At 69.2% G+C, this 4466-nt stretch carries 3 protein-coding genes and 1 pseudogene; 3 read left to right on the top strand and 1 reads right to left on the bottom strand.

Annotated elements, in window-relative coordinates; all coding sequences use genetic code 11:
- Positions 1-1059: pseudogene (locus VIM19_11340) on the top strand (alkyl sulfatase dimerization domain-containing protein).
- Between the two features lie 89 nt (positions 1060-1148).
- Positions 1149-2831: a SulP family inorganic anion transporter gene (locus VIM19_11335; GenBank protein HEY5185470.1), complete on the top strand. Its 1683-nt coding sequence runs from the start codon at positions 1149-1151 to the stop codon at positions 2829-2831.
- A 39-nt stretch (positions 2832-2870) separates the two neighbouring features.
- Here the strand turns inward: VIM19_11335 and VIM19_11330 are convergent, their stop codons facing one another.
- Complete coding sequence (locus VIM19_11330; GenBank protein HEY5185469.1) at positions 2871-3434, bottom strand: hypothetical protein; 564 nt, start codon at positions 3432-3434, stop codon at positions 2871-2873.
- A gap of 714 nt (positions 3435-4148) precedes the next feature.
- Here VIM19_11330 and VIM19_11325 point away from each other — a divergent pair.
- Positions 4149-4466: hypothetical protein (locus VIM19_11325; protein HEY5185468.1), on the top strand; the 318-nt coding region annotated here is incomplete at its 3' end.

The following is a 4466-nucleotide window of genomic DNA, read 5'->3' as shown; positions in this document are numbered from 1 at the left end:
GGTCGCGCCAGATCAACAAGGCGCTGTACCTGTTCGGTCAGGACGCAGATGTGATGTTCGCGTCGCACTCGTGGCCGCAGTGGGGCAACGAGCGCATCCAGGAGGTCATGCGCACCCAGCGCGACGCCTACGCCCACCTCAACAACGGCGTGATGCACCTGGCCAACCAGGGCGTCACGATCAGCGAGATCCACCGCGTGTACCAGGTGCCGGAGTCGTTGCAGCGCAGCTGGGCGGCACGTAGCTACCACGGATCGGTCGAGCACAACTCCCGCGCCGTGATCAACCGCTACCTCGGGTACTGGGACGGCAACCCGGCCACGCTGAGGCCGCTGGCCCCGAGGGAGTCGGCGCCGTTGTTCGTCGAGATGATGGGCGGCCCGGACGCCATCATCGCCCGCGCACGGCAGCTCATGGACAGCGGCGACTACCTGCTCGCGATCGAGATCCTCAACAAGCTCGTCTTCGGCGAGCCCGAGCACGCGGCTGGACGCCGACTGCTGGCCGACGCCTTCGAGCAGGTGGGCTTTCAGCCGGAGAGCCCGAGCGTACGCAACAGCTTCCTTGCCGCCACGCTCGAACTGCGGTCGGGCATCCCGACCGGCGTCGCCCCCAAGAGCACCGGACCCGACCTGGTCCGCGCCCTGAGCACGCTGCAGTTCCTCGACTACTTGGGCATTCGCCTGGACTCGGCCGGCGTCGGCGACGCCTCCTTCGTCATGAACCTCATCACGCCCGACAACGGCTAGACCTTCGTCGTGGAACAACGGCACGCTGACCAGCCTGCAGGGCTTCCTTTCCGCCACGCCGGACCTTACGCTGACGATCAACCGGGCCGACCTGGAGAAGGCGATGATCGGTGTGGTGCCACTGCAGCAGCAGGTGGCCGACGGCACCGCCGTCCTCGAGGGCGAACCGACGGTCCTGCTCACGCTCGCCGGTATGCTGACCGAGTTCGAACCGAACTTCGCGATCATGCCCGGCACGACCCCGGGCGGCAGCGCGTTGCCGGCTGACGCGTTCCCATCTCGCGACCTCGGCGACAGCAGCGGCGGCTGATCGCTGCGACCAGACGCGCCGACAGGAGCACGACCCAGGCGTGCCCCGGCGGCCGGCCGAGGGCTCCCCCGACGACTCGAGAGGCAGGCATGCGGCTGCGCGGGCGGGTGCGCCGGGACACTCTGCGGGACGACGCCGTCGCCGGGCTGGTGCTCGGGGTGCAGAGCGTCCCCGACGGCCTGGCCACGGGGTTGCTCGCCGGGGTTAGCCCGCTGGCGGGCCTGTACGCCTATCTGGTGGGGACGATCGCCGGAGCCGCGGCGACCAGCTCGGTGTTCATGGCGATCCAGGGCACCGGGGCCATGGCGATGATCGTGGCCGACGTGCCCGCCGTCCACGGCGCGAGCGACCCGGCGCGGGCGCTGTTCACCCTCTCCGTGGTCACCGGCGCCGTCATGCTGGTGGCCGGGCTGCTGCGATTGGGGTCCGTCCTGCGGTTCGTGTCCAACGCCGTGATGGTCGGATTCATCAACGCGATCGGCGTCAACATCGTTCTCGGGCAGCTGGCCAACTTCACCGGATACGCCGCCCCGGGATCCAACCGGATCACGCGCGCGTTCCAAACACTCCTGCACCCCGGCCAGCTCCACCCCGCGACCCTGGCGGTCGGCGCCGCGACAATCGCGCTCATCGTGCTGCTCGAACGGACCCGCCTGGGGGCCATGGGACTGGTCGTCGCGGTCATCATCACCTCCGGCGCAGCCATCCTTTTCGGGTGGCAGGACGTCGCCACGTTGAACGATCTCGGTGAGGTCCCTCGCTCCTTGCCGCGACCCGAGCTGCCGAGTCTCGCGTTGATTCCGGCCCTGATCGTTCCCGCGTTGTCCCTGGCGTTCGTGGGCCTGGTGCAAGGTGCCAGCATCTCGGCGAACTACCCCAACCCCGACGGCGGCTTCCCCGACGCCTCCCGGGACTTCGTCGGCCAGGGAGTCGCGAACGTCGCCGCCGGGGTCTTCCAGGGCATGCCCGTGGGCGGTTCGGTGTCCGCGTCGGCGTTGAACAAGACGGCAGGCGGCCGGTCACGGCAGTCGCTGTTCATCGCCGGCGTTGTCATGGCGATCGTCATCCTCGCCTTCAGCACCGTGATCGGGTACGTCGCGATGCCCGCCCTGGCAGGACTGCTGATCCTCATCGGCTACCGCACGATCAAGCCCGATGACCTGACGTCGGTCTGGAAGACCGGAGTGGTCCAGAAGGCCGTGCTCGCGATCACGTTCACACTCACGATGATCATCCCGCTGCAGTATGCCGTCCTGGTCGGTGTGGGCGTCTCGGTGATCCTGCACGTCGTGCGCCAGTCCAACCAGGTGACCATCAGACGCCGCGAGCACGACGCCCGCGGGAACCTGATCGAGTCTGATCCACCGGCGGTGATTCCGCCGCACGAGGTCGTCGTGCTGCAGCCCTACGGCAGCCTGTTCTTCGCCGCGGCGCCGGTGTTCGAGTCGCAGCTGCCCGCGGCGACCGAGGCGTCGCGCAACTCGGTCGTGATCCTGCGCCTGCGGGGCCGCAGCGACCTGGGCACCACGTTCATGGACGTCTTGCTCCGCTACGCCCAGGCCCTGGCCGCGGTCGGAAGCCGGCTCCTGATCGTCTCGACCAACGCCGACATCGACGAGCAGCTGGCCGTGACCGGGATCACGGCCGTGGTCGGCCCCGACGGCATCTACCGCGGCGACGAGCGGGTCGGGGCGTCGCTCCGGCGAGCCGAGCTGGACGCGATCGCGTGGATCGAGGACCGACGTCACGCGGACGGCGGCGATGCGGGCTGAGCGCTTGAGAACGCGGCGTACAGTCCGAGTTCGCCCTGGCTAAGGAACTGTGCCCTGGGCTGACGCGACGGTCGTGCGTAGCGGTTTGCGGATGAGCAGGACAAGGCTCACGAGTGCGATCCAGGCCGAGAAGACGTAGATGGTGGGTGCCACCACCGTCACGCTGATGAACTCGGCGACCCCGACCAGGTAGCTGAGCCACACCAGCCATCGCGGCAGTGTGCCGGTCGCGCGACCCAGGGCGGCGGTGGAGAACACGACCAGCGTGGCGACCCGGGGAGCGAGGACCGCGAGCAGGGTCACGGCGAATGCCCGCGACATTGAAACGGCGCCGGGATCAGGGGCCCGGCCGCCGACCTCGACAAGGACCGAGGGCGCGGCCAGGGCAGCGGTCCCGGCCAACAGGACACCCGCGAGCAGGATGGCGCCGCCCAGGAACACCGTGCCGAACAGCTTGGGTTCGACATCACCCAGGCGACCGCGCACCACCCCGATGAACCACAGGAACGCGATCGTTGCGACGACCAGGACCTGGAGGAGCTCCAGCGCGTTAGGCCCTGCGTCGGGGTCGGCATAAGCGGACGATCTGCGTGGGGGTCGCATCCACGGACGGAGTCGTGAGCAGCCCCCTCACTCCCACGGACCAGCCAAGAGCACACACAACCCCCCGATGGCAGCCGCCTCTACCGAGGCCAGGCGCGTCCGCCAACGGCGCGAGGCAGGAAGCGCGTCGCCCACTGGGGGAAGTTCGGGACTCACCTACATGGTCCTTTCCGCGCCGTGACGAGGGACGCTGAGGTGATCCCCTGCCGACGGACGACCTCAGCGCTCACAATCACGCGAGGCGTCGGAAGACTAGAGGTCGCGCCCTGGAGGCGAGCCCCATCCGCCCGCGACCAAGTCCCACGGCGCACGTGGGAATCCCCGCCCGCTGGCTCGCAGAGGTTCACGCCCGTGCCTGTCCTCCGCGGCCACACGGGAGACGTCCAACCATGGGGTGCTGTCCTGCAGAGCCAGTGTGACAACCAGACGCACGCTGACGGCCCGTCTGGCGATTCATCCCCTCGACCCAGACAGTGAGAACCAGACAGGGCGGACTTCGTGGCAGGCGTGACGGCGCTGGATCGCCTCAGTCGAACAATCTCAAAGGCATGAGCACCGAACCCGGCGCGCGGCGGGGCTCCGGCCCCCGGCGGCCGTGGCTCAAGCCGTTGCTGCACGAACTAGGCTGGCGACCGTGCGGGGGTCGGCGATGGTGCCTGCGGTGCGATTGCACCGGTTCGGGACCTGTCCTGCCGGAGCACGCTGAGGTCGGCGGTGCAGCCCGCCACTGAAGTCGTCGTCGCGGCTCCCGGTCGGACCCGGCGGCTGCAGGCTCTCCTCATCACCGTCGGCAAGTGGGCGTTGGTCGCGTTCGCCGTCTGGTACTTCACCCGCCAGGTCCGCCGGATCGACTGGGCCACCGTCTGGCATGCCCTGAGCCTGTTGACCGCGTGGCAGATCGGCGTGATGCTCGCCCTGGTGGTTCTGCGGCAGGCCCTCGCGGCCTTCCCGCTGTCACTGTTCGTGCCGGGTCTGGGGCTTGGCGGCGCGCTGGCGAACGACCTCGCCGGCACGACGGTCGCGGTGGTGACC

It is taken from the genome of Actinomycetes bacterium (assembly GCA_036510875.1).
Lineage (GTDB): Bacteria > Actinomycetota > Actinomycetes > Prado026 > Prado026 > DATCDE01.
This window is presented reverse-complemented; position numbering and strand designations above follow the sequence as displayed.